The sequence below is a fragment of the Nonomuraea longicatena genome (assembly GCF_039525605.1).
Lineage (GTDB): Bacteria > Actinomycetota > Actinomycetes > Streptosporangiales > Streptosporangiaceae > Nonomuraea > Nonomuraea longicatena.
The window spans coordinates 53,881-69,620 of record NZ_BAAAHQ010000021.1 but is presented as its reverse complement, the minus strand read 5'-3'; the positions used below and the strand labels follow the sequence as shown (position 1 = coordinate 69,620).

At 66.5% G+C, this 15,740-nt stretch carries 17 protein-coding genes; 12 read left to right on the top strand and 5 right to left on the bottom strand.

Annotated elements, in window-relative coordinates; translation table 11 throughout:
* Positions 1–8 precede the first annotated feature (8 nt).
* Positions 9–2,075: a UvrD-helicase domain-containing protein gene (locus tag ABD120_RS20040; RefSeq protein ID WP_343951465.1), complete on the top strand. Its 2,067-nt coding sequence runs from the start codon at positions 9–11 to the stop codon at positions 2,073–2,075.
* A gap of 3 nt (positions 2,076–2,078) precedes the next feature.
* Here the strand turns inward: ABD120_RS20040 and ABD120_RS20035 are convergent, their stop codons facing one another.
* Complete coding sequence (locus ABD120_RS20035; protein WP_343951464.1) at positions 2,079–3,710, bottom strand: serine/threonine-protein kinase; 1,632 nt, start codon at positions 3,708–3,710, stop codon at positions 2,079–2,081.
* Between the two features lie 228 nt (positions 3,711–3,938).
* On the opposite strand from ABD120_RS20035, the gene ABD120_RS20030 reads away from it, so the two are divergent.
* From ABD120_RS20030 to ABD120_RS20020, 3 genes are all read left to right on the top strand, one after another.
* Positions 3,939–4,907 (top strand): DNA cytosine methyltransferase, encoded by a 969-nt coding sequence (locus tag ABD120_RS20030; protein WP_343951463.1) that lies wholly within the window; start codon positions 3,939–3,941, stop codon positions 4,905–4,907.
* 55 nt (positions 4,908–4,962) lie between these two features.
* Positions 4,963–6,147: a DNA cytosine methyltransferase gene (locus ABD120_RS20025; protein ID WP_343951462.1), complete on the top strand. Its 1,185-nt coding sequence runs from the start codon at positions 4,963–4,965 to the stop codon at positions 6,145–6,147.
* Between the two features lie 298 nt (positions 6,148–6,445).
* The gene (locus ABD120_RS20020) at positions 6,446–6,913 is read left to right on the top strand and encodes an integrase core domain-containing protein (protein WP_343951461.1); all 468 of its coding nucleotides are present in this window, start codon (positions 6,446–6,448) and stop codon (positions 6,911–6,913) included.
* A 5-nt stretch (positions 6,914–6,918) separates the two neighbouring features.
* Here the strand turns inward: ABD120_RS20020 and ABD120_RS39825 are convergent, their stop codons facing one another.
* Positions 6,919–7,041, bottom strand: coding sequence for a DUF6578 domain-containing protein (locus ABD120_RS39825; protein ID WP_425564009.1), 123 nt, complete (start codon positions 7,039–7,041; stop codon positions 6,919–6,921).
* 630 nt (positions 7,042–7,671) lie between these two features.
* On the opposite strand from ABD120_RS39825, the gene ABD120_RS20015 reads away from it, so the two are divergent.
* Positions 7,672–8,100, top strand: coding sequence for a peptidase inhibitor family I36 protein (locus ABD120_RS20015; protein WP_343951460.1), 429 nt, complete (start codon positions 7,672–7,674; stop codon positions 8,098–8,100).
* A 37-nt stretch (positions 8,101–8,137) separates the two neighbouring features.
* Positions 8,138–9,010 (top strand): hypothetical protein, encoded by an 873-nt coding sequence (locus ABD120_RS20010; protein WP_343951459.1) that lies wholly within the window; start codon positions 8,138–8,140, stop codon positions 9,008–9,010.
* A gap of 60 nt (positions 9,011–9,070) precedes the next feature.
* Here the strand turns inward: ABD120_RS20010 and ABD120_RS20005 are convergent, their stop codons facing one another.
* The 3 genes from ABD120_RS20005 to ABD120_RS19995 are packed head-to-tail and all read right to left on the bottom strand — an operon-like array spanning position 9,071 to position 10,670.
* The gene (locus ABD120_RS20005; RefSeq protein WP_343951641.1) at positions 9,071–9,772 is read right to left on the bottom strand and encodes an amidohydrolase family protein; all 702 of its coding nucleotides are present in this window, start codon (positions 9,770–9,772) and stop codon (positions 9,071–9,073) included.
* Entirely contained in the window at positions 9,679–10,260 is a 582-nt protein-coding gene (locus ABD120_RS20000; protein ID WP_343951458.1) for a hypothetical protein, read from the bottom strand. Before ABD120_RS20000 ends, ABD120_RS20005 begins: the two co-directional genes overlap by 94 nt.
* Positions 10,257–10,670, bottom strand: coding sequence for a hypothetical protein (locus ABD120_RS19995; RefSeq protein WP_343951457.1), 414 nt, complete (start codon positions 10,668–10,670; stop codon positions 10,257–10,259). Before ABD120_RS19995 ends, ABD120_RS20000 begins: the two co-directional genes overlap by 4 nt.
* A 90-nt stretch (positions 10,671–10,760) precedes the next feature.
* On the opposite strand from ABD120_RS19995, the gene ABD120_RS19990 reads away from it, so the two are divergent.
* The 6 genes from ABD120_RS19990 (at position 10,761) to ABD120_RS19965 (ending at position 15,542) form a co-directional block, all read left to right on the top strand.
* Entirely contained in the window at positions 10,761–11,345 is a 585-nt protein-coding gene (locus ABD120_RS19990; RefSeq protein WP_343951640.1) for a TetR/AcrR family transcriptional regulator, read from the top strand.
* A gap of 65 nt (positions 11,346–11,410) precedes the next feature.
* Entirely contained in the window at positions 11,411–12,628 is a 1,218-nt protein-coding gene (locus ABD120_RS19985) for a helix-turn-helix domain-containing protein (protein ID WP_343951456.1), read from the top strand.
* 62 nt (positions 12,629–12,690) lie between these two features.
* Positions 12,691–12,945, top strand: coding sequence for a hypothetical protein (locus ABD120_RS19980; RefSeq protein ID WP_343951455.1), 255 nt, complete (start codon positions 12,691–12,693; stop codon positions 12,943–12,945).
* The gene (locus ABD120_RS19975) at positions 12,942–13,379 is read left to right on the top strand and encodes an ATP-binding protein (protein ID WP_343951454.1); all 438 of its coding nucleotides are present in this window, start codon (positions 12,942–12,944) and stop codon (positions 13,377–13,379) included. The genes ABD120_RS19980 and ABD120_RS19975 overlap by 4 nt, the downstream gene beginning before the upstream one ends.
* Entirely contained in the window at positions 13,376–13,666 is a 291-nt protein-coding gene (locus ABD120_RS19970) for a hypothetical protein (RefSeq protein WP_343951453.1), read from the top strand. The genes ABD120_RS19975 and ABD120_RS19970 overlap by 4 nt, the downstream gene beginning before the upstream one ends.
* A 151-nt stretch (positions 13,667–13,817) precedes the next feature.
* Positions 13,818–15,542 carry a DUF6528 family protein gene (locus tag ABD120_RS19965; RefSeq protein ID WP_343951452.1) on the top strand — a complete coding sequence of 575 codons (1,725 nt, stop codon included), beginning with the start codon at positions 13,818–13,820 and terminating at the stop codon, positions 15,540–15,542.
* Positions 15,543–15,740: the final 198 nt, after the last annotated feature.

Here is a 15,740-nt window from a genome sequence, read left to right as displayed (position 1 = left end):
GCAAGGGCATGGCGACACTCGGGATCCATCGCGACTTCCTCCAGGATTTCGTCCGCCTGGAACGACCGGTCCAGCAGAAAGTGGTGGACACGATCCTCAAGTTCGAACAGACCGCCCACACCGGGGCCCACCTGGAGAAGATCGCCGCCCGCGACCAACGGCTGAAGAGCATCAGAATCGATCGCAAGTATCGCGGAATCGTCCTGGTGCCGGACACCGGGGATCAACACACCCTGCTACGGGTAGACACCCACGACGAGGCCTACGCCTGGGCGCGCAACCGCCGACTCTCGGTCAACGCGGCCACGGGCCACATGGAGATCCGTGACGAGGAGATCATCGACAGCGCTCTTCAGACCATGAGCGTAGAGCCTGACGAGCAGGCGAAACCGCTGTTCGCACACGTTTCCGGCGCCGATCTCACCCGGTTGGGCATCGACGATCAGATCTTGCGTTTCGCCCGGTTGGTGACGGATATCCAGCTTCTGGAGACGCTGTCGGGCACCCTGCCCAGGGGGCAGTACGACGTTCTGATCGGCCTGGCCGCCGGATTCTCCGTCGAAGAGGTGTGGAGCGAAGTCGTGGGAACCGCGGCCGAGCCCTTCGACCCCGATGACCTGTCGGCGGCGATGTTGCGGACCCCGGACAAGGTCGCGCTGGTCGAAGGGCCGGACGAACTGGTGGAACTGTTCGCCAAGCCGTTCGCTCGATGGAGGACGTACCTGCACGCGACACAGCGGGAGGTCGCCCTCCGCACCTATTCCGGCCCGGCTCAGGTTCTGGGCGGACCGGGCACGGGCAAGACGGTGGTGGCTCTCCACCGAGCCAGGCAGCTGGCCGCCCAAGGCGGGCGGGTCCTGCTCACGACCTTCACCACCACCTTGACACAGGCCCTTCGAGACTCGCTGCGGCTGCTGGAGACCGACGACGAGATCCTCTCGCGCATCGACGTGTCCACGGTCGATCAGGTGGCCCGCCGGGCCGTGGGCGGCCGGTTCACCCTCCTCACGAAGAACGAGGAACACGAGGTCTGGCGGCAGATCCTGCGTCGTAGATCCTCCGACTTCAGCGAGTCGTTCGTCGCGGAGGAGTGGCGACAGGTGGCACTGGCGCAGGATCTCGCCGATCTTGACGGGTACCTGACGGCCAAAAGGTCGGGTCGGGGGCGTCGTCTCGGGCCGGTGCAGCGGGCCCAGGTCTGGCGGATCCTGGCCGAGTTCGAAGAGCATCTCGTCGAAGGCGACCTGCACACCTTCGAGACCGTCTGCCGCAGCGCGGCCCGCCTCCTGGAGGGGAACGCGACCAAGCCCTACGACCACGTGATCGTGGACGAGGCGCAGGACCTGCACCCTGTCAGATGGAGGGTCCTGCGCGCCGCCGTCGCGCGGGGGCCGAACGACCTCTTCATCGCGGGCGACGTCCATCAGCGGATCTATGACAATCGAGTCTCGCTGGGCGCCCTGGGCATACAGGTGGCGGGTAGATCGACGAATCTGACGATCAACTATCGCACCACCGCTGAGATCCTCAACTGGAGCTGCGGCATGCTCTCGGGCGAGAAGATCGAGAGTCTCACGGGAGACCTGGTGTCGCTGACCGGATGCCGATCTGAGGTCCACGGGTCAAGACCGGAACTGTTCGGTGCCTCGACCAAGACCGCCGAACTGGAACGACTCGCGAGGACCGTCGAGGACTGGCTCGAAGCAGGCGTGCTTCCGGAGGAGATCGGGATCGCGGCTCGGTCGGCGCCGCTGGCCCAAGAGGCGGTCACCGCGTTGGCCAGGGTGGGCATCGCGGCCGAGCACGTGAGCAGAGAACGCTCGGTCTCCACCGGACAGGTGCCGACGATGACCATGCATCGAATGAAGGGACTGGAGTTCCGGTGCGTCGCGGTGATCGGCGTGAGTTCGCACGCCCTGCCCGCGACGGCCGCGATCACGCCGTTGGCCGAGGATTCAGCGACCCATTGGAACGACCTGCGGAGGGAACGATGCCTTCTCTTCGTGGCGTGTACCCGTGCCCGAGAGAGACTCGTACTCTCCTGGCATGGCGAGCCGAGCCCGTTCCTCGGTTGAGTTTCAGCGAGTCTCCATCGTCGGTTTCGCCTGGTCGGGCTCTGCGACGAGACGCAGAAACCGGACGGGAGCGTCGCCGCCGGCGCGGTAGAGCGCCTCGCCGAGGCGGAGAGACTCTGCACCTTCCTGATCGAGAATCCGGCGACTCATCTCGGGCGTGGGCATGGCGAGTCCGAGTCTGGCCGGGAGGTAGCACGTGATGGCGGACCTCGCCACCTGCTCGTTCGGCCGCGACGTCCTGAGGACGAGGTGCAGGGCCGCGGCTCGGCCGACTCTCGCGATCTTCCTGAGCGTCTCGGCGGAAGAGGGGACGGCCCGGAGCAGGTCGGCCAACTCGTCGACCACGACGATCACGGGAGGATGTGGATCACTCGCGTCGCCGAGACGGCCCTCGGGGGCCTCGACGAGCCCTTGGCGTACCGCGCTGTTGAATCGATCCACGGTCCGGCACTGGGCTCTGCGGAGATCCCGATACCGCCGGTCGAGCTCGTCGGCGGCCCAGGGCAGAACATTGTCCATCGCGAGTGGCAAGACGTGAGCGGCATCGGCGAAGCGCGTGAGCCTCTCCGCGTGCGAGTCGAGGATGGCGAGGCGCAAGTCGGTGGTGCGGGCGACGGCGGCTGCGACGATCGTCTGCACTGGATCGGTGTAACCGGATCCGGAGGAGCCGCCGATGAGCAGGTGAACGGACTCTTCCAGATCGATCGTCACGGGAGTGCCGGCCTCGTCGCGTCCGAGAGGGAAACGCAGAGGTTCGGACTCGAACCGGCTTCGTGCGACCTTCTCGAACGAGCCGGAGGACTCCGCGCGGACGGATCGTATCGCCTTCACCGGGGTGCGATCGAGCGTCGGCACCGGACTGCGGATGGAACGCAAGCGGGCGACGACGTCCTCCGCACGCTGAGGGCGATCCGCAGGGTCCTTCGCCATCAGCTCCAGGATCAGGTCCTCCAACGCCGAGGGCACCTCCTTCCGAAGGGAACAAGGCGGCTTCGGCATCTGGGTCGTGTGCTGGTACATGAGTTCGACGTCGGTGCCGAGGAAGGGGCGCTCCCCGACCGCCATCTCATAAGCCACGCACCCCAGCGAGTACAGGTCGACGCGCGCGTCGACACGGCCGCCGAACTGCTCCGGTGCCATGTAGGCAGGGGTGCCGATTCCGGAGGTGGCCTGCTCGCAACCGGAACGGATGATCCTCGCGACACCGAAGTCGCATATCTTGACCCGGTCCATGCCCGAGACCATCACGTTCGCCGGTTTGATGTCGCGATGTATGACGTTCCCGGCGTGCGCGGCGGCGAGCGCCTCCGCCATACGCCCTGTGATGCGGGTGACCCGATCGATCGGCATGCCGCCTCGATGGGCGGTCACGATCTTGGACAGGTCCTGGCCTTCCAGCAACTCCATCACGATGTAGAGGCGCCCGTCGTGTTCTCCGGCGTCGAACACGACGACGATGCCAGGATGCTGGAGCGGCGCGACGATCTTGGCTTCGGATTTGAGCCTTTCGACTTTACGTACCTCGCTCGCGTGATGCCCGAGGACGACTTTGACCGCGACGCGTCGATCGAGTCGCTGGTCGAGAGCTCGCCAGACTTCTCCCATGCCGCCGGCGCCTATCCGGTTCTCCAGCACGTAACGGTCGTTCAGTGCTGCCCCGCTCCGCACGTCATCCCTCCACCCGCCGCCAGACCCTTTCGGAACCGACTACCACAGTGGAGTGACAAGTGTCGAGAAGTATGCGGACAGCTTCCACGACGATGGAAAGCCAGTTTGAATAGGCCGTTTTCGTTGGGTGAAGTGTTCGATTTCTCGATCACCTGACCTCGCTCATGTCGGTGGAAAGCGTTGTGGGGGTATCCGATGAGTCCGCGGTTCAGCAGTCTTGAGATCTGTGCGGGAGCGGGTGGTCAGGCGTTGGGCTTGGAAGCGGCGGGTTTCGACCCGGTCCTGCTGCTCGACGACGACCCGCACGCCTGTGGGACGTTGTCGACGAACCGGCCGCACTGGCGGATTCTCCGGGCCGACCTCAAGGATTTCGTCGGAACCGAGCATTCGGGCGTCGCGGACGTCGATCTGCTCTCCGGCGGGCTCCCGTCGGCGCCGTTCGCCGTCGCCGGTCGGCAGCGTGGCGCGGCGGATGATCGGGATCTCCTTCGTGCCGCGATCTTCCTGGCCATGGACGTCCGACCTCGGGCGATCATGCTGGAGAGCACTCCCAACCTGCTGACCAATCCGCGATTCGCGGACGCACGCTCCTTCGTCGGGGAGGAACTCTCGCACATGGGATATCGATGGGACTACCGGGTACTCGACGCGCGCGACTTCGGGGTGCCGCAAACGCGGCGCAGTGGGATCATCGTCGCTCTGCTTCCCTCGGATTTCGATCGATTCGTCTGGCCGGTGGGCGGGCGGAGTGCTCCCACTGTCGGCGAGGTCCTGCGTGTCTCCATGGGGAGCAGAGGCTGGCCCGACGCGGAGTCATGGGCACTTTCGGCAGATCAGGTCGCGCCCACTATCGTCGGTGGTTCGAAGAGGCACGGTGGCGCGGACCTGGGGCCGACGGGGACCAAGCGCGCCTGGTTGACTCTCGGCGTCGACGGCAGCGGACTCGGCGATCAGGTGCCGGGTTCCGAGTTCGTGCTCGCTCCCGAACTGGGCCGTGAGGGGCTGCCGAAGTTGACCGTCGATCAGGTGAAACGTCTTCAAGCCCTGCCCGACGACTGGTGGATCTCCGGACGTAAGACACCCGCCTATCGTCAGGTGGCTCAGGCGCTGCCTCCACCTGTCGCGGAGGCGGTAGGACGAAGTCTGGCCGCTGCTTTCGCTTGATTTCCGTCAGCTTACCTATAGTGAGATCGTTGTGTGCCGGCTAAGGTAGGGGCACATGACCAGCCGCACCATGAGTACCGTAGACATCGTGGATCTCTTCGCGGGGTGCGGTGGGCTTACCAAGGGGTTTCACGACTTTCGTCCTGCTGATGGTGATGCTTCGCCGTTTCGCAGCGTTGGAGCGGTAGAGTCCGATATCGCAGCGGCTACCACTTATGCTGCCAACTTCGGCGTGGAATATACTCACGCCTGTCGCATCGAGGACTGGAGTCCGGATTCGCGAGCGTCCGATGTCGACGTGATTCTCGGTGGGCCGCCCTGCCAGGGATTCTCGGGGTTAGGGAAAGGAGATCCGGACGACCCCAGAAACACCTTGTGGCGCCAGTATGTGAAGGTCGTGGAGGCACTTCGCCCCAAGATCTTCATCATAGAGAATGTGGATCGGTTTCTCCGCTCTCCGCAGTTCACACTTCTCCGGCAATCGGCTGAGCGGGGAGGTGAACTCGCCGACTACACGCTGAAACACCTGATATTGAACGCGGCTGACTACGGTGTTCCACAGGCTCGGCGGAGGGTCATCGTGTTGGCGACCCATCGCGACTTGGTGGCTTCTCATCCGGACCGGGTTCCGCTTGCCCACCCGGAGCCGACCCACCGTCGGGCGACGGGGGCAGCGGGTCAGGAGGAAGTCGAGCTCGATGACGGCTTGCGGCCTTGGGTTCCAGCCGCCGTTGTCTTCGACAACACACCAGGCGAGACCGTCACGACCCAACTGCCGGAAGGTCGAGACATCGAACTGTTGAGCAGGTCGATGCCCGGGGCGTTCCGGACTCGGGAGTTGCACATCGGCCGGAAGCCGACGGATATGTCGATGGCGAGATATGAAGCCATCCCACCGGGAGGCAACAGACACGATCTCGCGAAGCATCCTCACTTGACCACGAAGAGCTGGCTGCGACACCAGAGCGGATCGGGCGACGTCATGGGACGGATGTTTCCGGACAGACCCTCGGTGACCATCCGAACGGAGTTCTTCAAACCGGAGAAGGGGCGATACCTCCATCCGACCGCCCACCGGCCGATCACGCATATGGAAGCCGCGCTCCTCCAGGGATTCCCCGAGGACTATCTCTGGTGCGGGTCCAAGACCGAGATCGCCCGGCAGATCGGCAACGCCGTGCCCGTCGGCCTCGGGACGGCGCTTGCCGGGGCCGTGTATGGCTATCTCGCAGCGATCTGACGCACCCTGGCGGAAGAGGCGCGTTGTGTGAGTCGCCCGTCCCACGGCCGGATCCAGACGGGGAACTCCACCGCCAAGGGCACCGGGTCGCCCGCTGCACGGTCGAGCGCTTGATTGGCGATCTCGGATCGGCGGCGCGGTCTGCGGTAGGAGGGTCGTCACCACGATCACCGACCCGTCGTCGGCGCGGGCGCCGGACCTGGTCGACCGGGACTTCGTCGCCTCCGCGCCCAACTGCTGCCCGGGGCGCGGACTTCACTCACGTCGCCGCCTGGGCGGGGTCGTCTACGTCGCGTTCGTGGTCGATGTCTTTCTCCCGCCGGATCGTCGGCTGGGCGGGCTCGACCGGCAAGCTGGCCCAGCCGTCCTGGGCGCCCTGGAGATGGGGCTGTGGCAGCGTGACCGCGACGGCCGCCCCACCAACGCGGCGAACTCGTTCATCACTCGGACGCCGGCTCGCGCTACACCGGTTTCAAACTGGCCGAACACCTCGAGAAGGCCGAGATCGCCGCCTCTATCCGGTCGGGTCGGCGATGCCTATGACAACGCGTTGACGGAGTCGACGATCGGCCTGTTCAAGACCGAAGTGATCAAGCGGCGAGGCTCCTGGGAGATCCTCTCTCACGTCGAGCTCGCCACCGCCGAGTGGGTCGAGCGGTGCAACCGCCGACGCCTCCACGGTGAGATCGGCCACGTCCCACCAGTCGAATACGAGACCCACTACTTTCTGTCAATCACGAAACCCCAGCTCACAGCCATCACCTGAAGTCTCTAACGAACTTGGGGCGATTCAGTTTCGGCCCTTCTGAGCTTCAACGTCACGTGTGAGCCAACTTGGAACGGTTCCCCGCAGCAGTCCATCTGCCAGCCGTCCACCCAAATGTTCAACCGCATTCCTGGATGCTGTCAGATGCATGTGGTGCCGCGCCGCCGGGCGGACCAGCCGGGGTCGGAACTCATCGAGGAACGCCACGAGCGCTTCCGCACGGCGGGATGAGTTGGGCCGGAACTTCTTCGCGCGCTCAATCGAAGACCGTCCGGTCGTGTTGTGGTTCAGCTCGGAGGGCGGTCCCGGACTCGATCGGTGCGCGACTCCGCCGCTGTGCCAGTGGAAAACGGCAGTTGTCTGATGACTTTGATTCAATACATCTGACAAGTGAGCGACTGGATGCAGTCGGTGGCGTTCGCTTCATATTCACGAAATGCGCTCGATGTTCGCTGTTTCTTGTGATCAACCCCATCCTTTTGGCGATGAACTGCATTCAGGATATGGCAACTTGGACCGCACACTGGCAGCTTGGTGCCAATGGCGTTTATTTCAGATATGGCAGCTTGGACCGGTGTGTGGCAGTCTGCTGCCACTGGATTTATTTACGCTTGTCGGTGCCCATAGAGTTCCGATGAGAGCTTTCGGGCGGGGAAATATGTTCCGGAATAGATAATTGTGACGTCACATCCGTTCCAGGCGACGGAATACCCGCCTGAGCTCTTGTCCGCATAACGCAGAGAAAGGGAATAGTCGTGATGCGCAAAATTGCTCTTGCCGTCGGCTCGCTGTCGCTCGGCGTCATGGGGTTCGCCGGGCTGGGTTCTGCTGCTCAGGCCGCCAGCACCTCTCCGGCCCTACCTGTCGAGGAAGTCGCGTACGAGCGCCTCGACGTGATCGACCCCTTGAGGGACAGGTGTACCGACAAGTTCTGTCTGTACGAGCACGACGAATTCACCGGCGGCAAGATCACGATCACCCTCCCGCCCGCCGGTCGTTGCGGAAACATCCCGTCGGCCTACCGGAATTGGGCGAGTTCCCAGAAGAACGAGTACGACCGGTCCGTGTGGCTGTACGACGCCCTGAACTGCTCCGGGTCGCCTGGTTACACCGCCCGGGCCAACTCCCAGGACAAGGACCTCACGGACAACGGCTTCGACAACAAGGCCAGCTCGCTGGCCAGCTGATGTGCCCGCTGCGCCACCACTCATCCGAGCGTAGGAGATGAACATGCCGCTCCGGCGATGGGGCACAGCCCTTACGCTGACGCTTCTCGCCGGAGCGGCCTCGGCCTGCTCGGTGCCGCAGGAGCGCACTCCGCCGGCCGCTCCGGTGCAGCTCGCCGTACCGGAGCCCGGTGAGGAAGCCCGGCGACTGATGGTCCCCTTCGACGCCTACAACTTCAGCCCGGCCGAGATCATGACGTTGGAGGTCGCCGAAGACCTTCTCATCCGCGACTGCATGCAGGGTCGCGGCCTGACCTGGCAGGCTCTCCCGGGGCCGCCTGCGAATGAGAGCGCCCCACCGAATCGCCGCCGTTACGGTGTCATAGAACCGCGAATAGTCGACGTTTACGGCTATCGCCCCCCTCCCGACCGCCCCGCCGTGCTGGCGCGCAAGACGAACGACCTCGCGGCGCGGATCACCGCCGCTCCGCCTGAGGTGAAGAAGGCCGCAAAGAGGTGCCTCGACCAGGCGCGTGACAAGCTGGCGGACGGAGCACCGAAGGCGGACGCCGGGTTCTTCAGCCGGACGATCTTTGCGTCATTTGACGCCTCCAAACGCGACAAGAAGGTCGTCCAGGCATTTCGATCCTGGAGTACGTGTATGGCGGGAGAGGGTTTTCGCTACCCGGATCCACTTGCCGCGATCACTGACGCGCGCTGGGGGACGAAGGAGCTCTCCGAGAAGGAGATCCGTACGGCCCAGACCGACCTGAGGTGCAAAGAGAGGTCCGGTCTGGTAGCCATCTGGGCGGCGGCCGAGAACCGTATCCAGAACGACATCATCACCGCCCACCCCGACAAGTTCAGGGCGTTGAAGGCAGTCAAGGAAATGCAGCTCTCCGCCGCCCGCCGGGTCATCGCCGGTAAGTGAGCTCCCGGGAGGTACGTTCAGAATTTTCGACGCCGAACATCGCTCGGCAGGAGCGTTACCTCAGACGATGCGCACGCCCTGCTGCCACACGGCGGTGATCGATCGGGTGGCGGTGATGTCGGTGGTGGGGTTGCCCTCGGCGAGCAGGAGGTCGGCTCGGTGGCCTGCCCGGACCAGCCCCCTGTCGCGCAGGCCGAATCGGGCGGCGGGCACGCTGGTGGCGGCCGACAGTGCCTCGGCCGGGGTCAGTCCGGCACTGGTCAGGCGCTCCAACTCCAGGTGGAGGCCGGCGCCGTGGACGGTGGGGAACGGGCGACCGGGTCCGTCGTTGGCGTCGGTGCCCGCGAGGAGCGTCACACCCGCCAGGTGGAGCACCTCGGCGGTCGCGAGCGCCGCCGTACCCGCGCCGGGAAGCTCGGGGAATCCGGCAGGTGGACGACCGAGGGCCGCGCGTGTCGGCGCGTTCAGCCTGGTCGCGATCCGTCCGTCGAGGGATGCGGGCGGCGGCCAGCCGCTCAGCGCGGCGTACAACGCGAGTGTCGAGATCACGAAGACGTCGGCCGCCGCCATTCGCTCCGCGAGCGGGCGCAGGCCCTCGCCGCCCATGAACATGTGGGTGAGTCCGTCCACCCCGGCCTCGACCGCGAGCTCGGCTGCGCCCTGGGTGGTCACGTGGGCGAGCGCGAGCAGTCCCGCCGCGTGCGCCGCCTCCACCAGCGCCCGTACGGTGGCCGCGTCCAGTGACGGCAGTGCGGCCCCCAGGCCGGAGCCGTCCTCGATGATGATTTTGAGGTAGTCGGCGCCTTCGGCGACCCGCTCGCGGACGAAGTTCGCCGCGTCCCAGGGTCCCGCGACGGTGGGGAAGCGCCGAGAACCTCGCCCATGAACTGCGCCGGGTGCCCTCCCGGAGCCGTCGCCCCCACTCTTGAGCTGCGCAGGTCCGCCGCGCCCTGCCGCTCCGCCTCGGCTCGCGTCAGGGGGAGCGTCGACGGTACGGAGAACATGTCGAGTTCGGTGGTCACCCCGAAGCGCGCCACCTGGGTGAGACTTCCGGGGACGGCATGGGTGTGGGCGTCGATGAGGCCCGGCAGGAGCGTGCGGCCGGTGCCGTCGACGAGGTGCGCGCCGGTGACGGTCAGAGCCGGGTTCGGGTTGACCTCGGCGATCAGGTCGTCGTCCAGGATGACGGACACGCCCGGGTGGACCCGCTCGCCGTCGAACAGGCGAACGTTCTGGATCAGGGTCTTCACGCGGCCACCGCCTGACGGGAGCGGGCGGCGACCACCAGCATCGCGCCGGGGATCGCGCCGAGGACGAACGGCGACGGCTCGAAGATCAGCGCCCCGACGGCCGCCCACACGATCAGGCCGATCCCGACGTACGCCGGGGGCGTCCGTCCCTCCCGGGCGCTCCTGATCACCATGGCACCGAGCAGTCCGAGGGGGACGGCGAAGCTCCCCCAGAACGCCCAGAACGCTCCGGCGGAGGGGGAGAGTTCGGCGAAGTCGGACAACCCCTGCGGGGTGACCCAGAGCTGCCCGCCGATCCAGCCGGGCAGGTGGGTGGCGGTGGCCAGGGCGAGGAGGGCCAGGTGGACGCCGGCCAGGGCGAGGAGGATCCACCCTGCGCGTTTTACGGTAACACTAGTTCCGGAACTCATAGTCTCGAATATGACGCCTGGGTCTCCGGTGATGCAATGTCGATTGCGTCACAAAATACGAGACCAAGAGTTCCGTATGATGGCCCCGTGATGACACGAGGAGGCCGGCCCCGCGACGGCAGGGTGGACGCGGCCATCGCGACGGCGGCCCGCGAACTGCTGGCCGAACTCGGATACGCGCAGGTCACGGTGGATGCGGTGGCGGCCAGAGCGGGTGTCGGCAAGGCGGCCATCTACCGCCGCCACAGCACCAAGCAGGAGATGATCTTCGCCGCGCTGGTCCACGACCTCGAACTCAGCGGTACGCCGGACGCGGGCTCCCTCCGCGCCGACCTCGCCGCGCTGACCCGCGAGATCGTCGCCAGCCTGTCCGGTCCGCCCGCCGGGCTGGTTCCCGGACTGCTGGCCGACGTCCACGCCGACCCGGCACTGGCGGCCCGGTTCGTGAGCACGTTCGTCGGAGCCGAGCGCGCCTGCGTGAGCGAGGTCCTGGACCGGGCCGTCGCAAGGGGAGAACTCGCCCACCGCCCGGACGCGGCGGTGACCCACGCCCTGCTCCTCGGGCCGATCTTCGCCTGGCTCTTCCTGCTGCTGGAGGACCCGGCCAGACTCCCCACCCTGGCGACGGCCGTCGCCGTCGCGACGGCGAACGCCCTGCTCGCCGATCAGCCGTAACGGTGACAGCCAACAGCCCGGCGCCGTAGCCTGAAACCGTCGACGTTCCAGGAGGTGCAGGGCTCATGCACGACGCGACTGTCATCGGAAATCGGCTCAGGACTCTCCGTAAGTGGCGGGGTCTGACTCTGGTAGAGCTCGCGGGCATGGCGGGAATGAGCAAGACTCACCTGTCCGACATAGAGCGCGGGCTCAAGGCCCTCGACCGACGCTCTTACGTCGCAAGCCTGTCGACGGCGCTCCGGGTGTCGGAAGCGGACCTGGTCGGCGGACCGCACCTGACCCAGGATCCCGTACAAGCCGGTCCGCACTCCACAGTTCCGCAGATGCGGATCGCCCTGCAGACCAACACACTTACCGAACCCGCCACCGATCGGGCGCGGGAGGTCGGGATCCTCACCGCCGAGGTGAAGCAGCTCGAAGACGTGTTCGCCAGGTGCGACTACGTGACGCTTGGCAGCCGCCTGCCCGGGATCATCGACGAGCTTCACTTCCATGCGGCTCGACCTCAGAATGAAGCCGCCCAGCGGGATTCGCTGACGGCTCTCGTCGAGGCGTGCATGTATGCGACCTTCAGAATGAAGGACCTGGGATACGGCGATCTCGCTCATCAGGCGGCGACGCGAGCCGAGGAGGCCGCTCGCCTGCTCGGTGACCCGGTGGCTCTTGGCAAGGCCGCCTATTGCCGTATCCAGACGATGCCCAGAGAAGCGGGATGGGATCGGAAGCTGACAGCGGCACGGCGAGCCGCGGACACGCTGCAACCACACGTCCGCAGCGCCGAAGGAACTGCGGTGCTCGGCATGCTGATTCTGACTTCGGCGCTGGCTGCAGCCGTCGCCTACCGACTCGACGACGCTCGTGACGGTCTGGCTGAGGCGCGAGATCTGGCCAACTACATCGATGACGACCCCTGCCGTAACTGGTCGGCCTTCTCGATCACCAACGTCGGTGCTTGGGGGGTCGCTCTCGCTGTCGAGTCTGGCGAGAGCGGTGGTGCCGTGCTGGAGAAGGCGCGCATTGTGGACGAAAGCCTGCTGCTGGGTCGGCCATCGCGTCGCGCGACCTTTCTCGCCGACGTAGGACGAGGGCTCGCGCGGGAGCAGAAGACCGCGAAGGGGGCTCTGGGTTGGATGCTGCGGGCCGAGGGCGTGGCGCCTCAGCGCATCCGCAACAGCCCCCAGGTGCGAGAGGCCGTGGCCGTGATGATTCAGCGTTCCAAGGTCGCCGCCTCTGGGCGGGAGCTTCGCGGCCTGGCAGCCAGGATGGGAATCCCACACTGACTTCCTTAGGATTCCGCCCAGGCGGAATCGCAGCGTGTTGATCTCCTTACGCTCTGTTAGCTATGGAGATCGACACGGCTGTAGGGCCCAGAAAACACCTGGAACAGTTGCGCGCCGCTCTCTCCGAGCGCGGCTGGCCCGCCGACATCGTGGGCGTCGTGCTGCGCGTCCGCAACCCCGACGACGGCGGACTCAACGTCGACGTCGGCAGCCGGGACGGTCGTTACCACTGGCCGCAGGGGCAGGTCATCGAGGCGGCGCACGTCGAGGAAGTCGTGTGGGCCATCACCCACGTCTTGCGCGGGGTCTCCGGGTGAGGGCGGGCGTTCTGAACCTGGCGTTGCCGCAGGCGCCCGAGGCCGCCGGGAGCGCGCGCCGCGCCGTCCGCGAGGTGCTGGTCGATCGTGGATGGCCGGACGACCTGGTGGAGCAGGCGGTACTCGTGGTCTGCGAACTCGTCACGAACGCGGTCGTCCACGGGCTGCCGCCGATCGGGTTGCGGATGCGGGTGGTCTCCGGGTTCGCCGCAGGACGGGTCACCGACCGGTCGTCCGCCTTGCCCGTCCTGGCTGAGGCGGGTATCCACGCCGAGGGCGGTCGCGGCCTGGCGATCGTGGCGGCCCTGGCCGATGGCTGGGGTGCGCATCTGCTGCCCGAGCGCGAGGGCAAGGCGGTCTGGTTCGAGTTCCGTGGCACTCCCGATCCCGTACGGCTCGCGCCGCTGTCCCCGGCCGTGAGGACGGGATCATGAACGACGTCCTTGGCGAGTGCTTGAGCCCGCACGTGGCGGCCATGCGCCGGGATTGCGGGCGTTTGCAGTGGCACCTGAGGTGTTCTGGGCGGCGTCGGGTGCGGGTGGTCGCCTGGACGTGTCCGTGCCTGGCGACGGTGTACGAGCTGTGCGCGTCGGGTGGCCGGGCCTTCATCCGACGTACGGTGCAGGCGGAGCCGGTGCCGATGATCTGCGAAACCGCGTGGGGACCCCCTCGGGAGGCATGGGAGATCTGGGCGTCCCTGCTCACCGGCCGCGTGCGCTGAGCCGCCTTCCGCGGGTGCCGAGATGTGTCGATGAGGGCTTCGCCGATCTTGCGGTTGTACGTTTGGGTCGATGATCCGTACCAGGTCAGTGATGGTGTCCGGTACGGCGAGTACGGTCGCGGAGCGCCGCTTTGTCACCCAGGAGTCCGACATGAAAGCCACAAAGCTCGCGGCAGCGCTGACCATGCTCGGGGCGGTCGCGGTCGTACAGAGCGCTGCTGCCGCGGACCCGAGCGACTACTGGGTCACGGTGGGTGACGATACGAGCAAGCAGCTGCTCGCCTTCGACCCGGCCGCGCCCGATTGGGACGCCGACGCCGCGATCCAATGGCGCTGGCAGGCGACGCGGGCGCGCGGCTTCTCTAGCGCCGAAGTCGCCGCAGGTGTTGAGTACTCCGACCACAAGCTGCGCGAGAGGCCGGACGGTTCCCAGAGCTTCACCGTGACCACCGACAGGGGACTGGCCGCGATCGCGTCCTATCCCGGCGGCAACCGCCAGTGGGCGAAGGTGATCCCCGGCAACCTGCACTCGGCCGAACTGCTGCCCAACGGCAACGTCGCGGTGGCCGCGAGCGATGGCGGATGGGTCAGGGTGTACGCGTCCTCCCAAGGGCCGAACGCCTCCGCGTTCGCCGAGTACAAGCTCGTCCAGGCACACGCGACGCTGTGGGACACCTCGACCATGCGGCTGTGGGTCACCGGGCAGGACCCGAACACCATGGACCATATCCTCACCGCGCTCCTGGTCGGCGGCACCCCGGCCGCCCCGACCCTGCGCGAGGACATCAGCCGGCGCGCCGTCCTCCCCAGCCCTGAGGGCCACGACGTCTACGGCTACGCATATGACGCGAACCTGCTGTGGGTCACCTCCAGCGAGCAGGTCTGGCTCTTCGACAAGCAGTCCATGGAGTTCTCCCCTCCCGGCGCCGGCGGAGCCGATCGTACCTTTGTGAAGTCGATCGGCAACCAGCCGTCGGGACAGATCGTGGAGACCCGGCCGGACTTCGAGAAGACACCGCCCGGCGGGTGCGAGGCGAACGTGTGGTGCACCGACACCGTCGACTTCTACGGGCCGGACACGAGCCGCACCCGTACCGGGGCCGTCATCTACAAGGCCCGGGTGTGGAGCCCGTACTACAGCGTGGTCGACCGTCCGGCGCGCGGTACCGTCTGGAACCGCACCCGCAGCGCCGCAGGCGTCTGGGACGGGGCCGCCCTTGAGATCGACGACAACCCGTTGAACTCCGAGATCGCCTCCGCCGCGCTGCCGGACGGCTCGGTGCACGTGTTCACCGTGGTCCCGGGCAGCGGCGTGTGGTATCGCTTCCGCGACCCGTCCGGAGCCTGGTCGACCTCTACGATCATCGACGCCAACGGTGCGGTGACGGGAGTGTCTGCGGCGGGGTTGCCCAACGGTGTCCTGCATGTGCAGACGTTGCTTCCCGGTAGTGGTGTGTGGAATCGGAGTCGCAGCACCGGTGGTTCGTGGTCCTCGGCGTCCAAGTTCGACGCCAACGGCGCCGTGACGGATGTGTCCTCGGCGGGGCTGCCGAACGGGACGCTGAACGTCATGACGCTGCTTCCCGGCAGCGGGACCTGGCATCGCGTCCGCAGCACCGGCGGCACGTGGTCCTCGGCGGTGAAAGTCGACGCCAACGGCGACGTCACCGGCCTGTCCACAGCGGCGCTGCCCGACGGCACACTGCACCTGAACATGATCGTTCCTGGCAGCGGCGTTTGGTACCGCGTCCGCAGCGCCTCCGGAACATGGTCAGGACCGCAACCTGTGGACGGCAACGGCAGCGTCCTCAGCATCTCCACCGCCGGCCTGCCCGACGGCACCCTACAACTCGGTACGGTTCCCGACATTCCCTGACCACTCCGCCGCGTGAGAACGGCGAAGACTGACTCGGAACCACGACGTGTGGACCTGTGCCTATGAGTCAGGCGAATGGCTCCTTACACAGATCGGAATTGCTCGACGATGGCCGCCGGCCCGATCGTGGAGGTGCCCCGAAATCGGGTTTCTCACTGTCCGAAAGGCAGCCCAATGACATTCGCACTTCCGGTCGAG